The sequence below is a fragment of the Microvirga tunisiensis genome (genome assembly GCF_009296175.1).
Taxonomy (GTDB): domain Bacteria; phylum Pseudomonadota; class Alphaproteobacteria; order Rhizobiales; family Beijerinckiaceae; genus Microvirga; species Microvirga tunisiensis.
This window is the reverse complement of record NZ_VOSK01000639.1, coordinates 1-1,995: the sequence shown is the minus strand read 5'-3', so window position 1 is coordinate 1,995 and position 1,995 is coordinate 1. Positions and strand designations below refer to the sequence as shown.

At 62.4% G+C, this 1,995-nt stretch carries 3 protein-coding genes; all 3 read right to left on the bottom strand.

The window, feature by feature from the left end:
• Nucleotides 1–137: 137 nt before the first annotated feature.
• Entirely contained in the window at nt 138–479 is a 342-nt protein-coding gene (locus FS320_RS42340) for a hypothetical protein (protein ID WP_152718517.1), read from the bottom strand.
• Nucleotides 476–898, bottom strand: coding sequence for a hypothetical protein (locus FS320_RS42335; RefSeq protein ID WP_152718516.1), 423 nt, complete (start codon nt 896–898; stop codon nt 476–478). The genes FS320_RS42340 and FS320_RS42335 overlap by 4 nt, the downstream gene beginning before the upstream one ends.
• 234 nt (nt 899–1,132) lie before the next feature.
• Nucleotides 1,133–1,627: a tyrosine-type recombinase/integrase gene (locus FS320_RS42330; protein ID WP_244627742.1), complete on the bottom strand. Its 495-nt coding sequence runs from the start codon at nt 1,625–1,627 to the stop codon at nt 1,133–1,135.
• Nucleotides 1,628–1,995: the final 368 nt, after the last annotated feature.

Here is a 1,995-nt window from a genome sequence, read left to right as displayed (position 1 = left end):
CGGCGAAGCGGGCGGGCAGGTGCAGCATGGCGGCGTCTCTTGGCGGAAACTCTGCCAGTCTACCGCATCGTTCGCTTCGCCGCCCCTCGCTCTCACATCACCCGTCAGAAATGGCTAAACTCAAGCTTAGATGCCATTCAGCCGAAGGTCCTACCAGCGTTCTCGGCCGCCTCCAGCACGTCCTTCTCCCGTCCACGGCGCAGAGCCTCCTGCGCCGTCAAGCCGTCGAGCTCAGGATGGCGCTGGATGAAGAAGCGGTAGACAGCCCATGGAGCGTCGCCAAGCCGCTCGAATAGCTCTGGGAGAACGGCAAACGGCTTGCCATCCTCGCCGATTTGCCACGCGGGAAACCGGAAGCCTCTCTTGGCCCCTTCAAGGCCGAGCACTTGGTGCTTCTGGCGCCATGTGTTGATCGTCGCGCGGGTTGTGCCAAGACGTGTCGCAAAGTCATCGGCGGTCAGCATCTCCGGGCCGTTCATGACCTCGGCAATCCGGACCTGGCCGCGTCGCGTGCAGCCGCGAGCGCTCGATCCAGATCGGCCTTGCTGTCTGCGGCCAGGGCTGGCCCGGCGTCTGCGCCGAGAGCCTCCTCAATCGGAGTGATGTTCGGCGCGCCTTCCGGCCCAACGGCAACCTCAAAGCGCACCTTCTTGCCGGTCGCTCGGCTGCGCACGAGCGCTGTGCCATAACCTTCGAAGAGCTTTCGGAAGCGCTCCGGTTCAGCGAAGAGAGCCTTGAAGGTCTGCGCTGGAACATCGATCCGCACGGCCTTGCTCTTGCTCACCGAGGGACCTGGCTGCACATAGAATGAGGCAGTCTGCGCTTTGGCTTTGGTGCCAACCCGGCCGGTTGCCCGGGATGTTACCTGCTTGGTGGTAGTCGCGCGCGACCGTGCCATGAGAGCCTCCTGTAGCCGAATATAAGAGACCTCCCATATCTCGTCAAGTTCGTAAAGTTAGTATAATCCGTGCACGCTGCTGGCCAATCGGGGTCATGTGACCCTGTGCTTCATCTGCTCAGGAACAGTATTTTCCAGCTTCTAAACAGTGGTTGTCCTTTAGATCTCCAATCCCTCATTGAGCGGGTGGAGGTCTCGGACCATGTGGTGGAGGCGGGAGGTGTCGAGATGAGTCTAAATCTGGGTGGTCTCGATGCCGGCATGGCCGAGCAACTCCTGCAGCACGTGCGGGGACACTCGATCCGGATGGGCCAGCCCTGCCGCCACCGCCGCCTCCTTGATCTCGAGCAGCGCCGCCTGGCGCGTGAGCACCTTGGCGCCATGGCGCACCGGGTGGAACAGCCAGGGGGAGGGGGCTCCCCCGGAATAGGCCGCGGCCAGCTTCTGCCAGAGGGCAACGGCCTCGATCGCCCACTCGTGCAGCGGCACGAGGCGCTGCTTGTCGCCCTTGCCGCGCACCAAGAGCATGCGGGTCCCTGAGGGAGCCGCATCGGAGGGCAGGGACAGGGCCTCGCCGATGCGCATGCCCGAGGCATAGAGGGTCTCGAACAGAGCAGCCCGTCGCGCATACAGATCATCGGTGTAGGTGGCAATAGTGCCCACCGAGGCCCCGAGTTCCGTCGCCAGGGCATCGAGCCAGAGCTGGGCCAGACGCTGACTGATCCGCATGAGATCCTCCTGATCAGGCGGATCTTCGCACGGCACCGGTTACAGACTTCTTGTCAAAACTCACCAGACCAGCCACCTGCTGGGACTCTAGGGTGAGGTTCCCAGTAGGGCCTCGCACAGGCAGCCCGGTCCTTGAGTTGGCTGCATTCAGACACGATGCTAGCCGTTCTTATGCATGGGAAGGTTGATGAAGGCTGGCGAGTGTAGCTTAAGCACTTGAAGCAGCGTAGGATTTGGTTGTTGAGACTAATCCCTGCCACCAATTGCCCTGTGCCACACTCGCCATGCCGGACGATACACCTGCCACCTTCCCGTTTCCAGCCGTTGGCCGCAAGAAGATCACCGCTGCTTTCGACGGTGGGCGCCTG

Excerpts from the sequence above, each read along its gene's own strand:
- FS320_RS42340 (WP_152718517.1), bottom strand. The coding sequence starts at position 479 with ATGAACGGCCCGGAGATGCTGACCGCCGATGACTTTGCGACACGTCTT.
- FS320_RS42335 (WP_152718516.1), bottom strand. The coding sequence starts at position 898 with ATGGCACGGTCGCGCGCGACTACCACCAAGCAGGTAACATCCCGGGCA.
- FS320_RS42330 (WP_244627742.1), bottom strand. The coding sequence starts at position 1,627 with ATGCGGATCAGTCAGCGTCTGGCCCAGCTCTGGCTCGATGCCCTGGCG.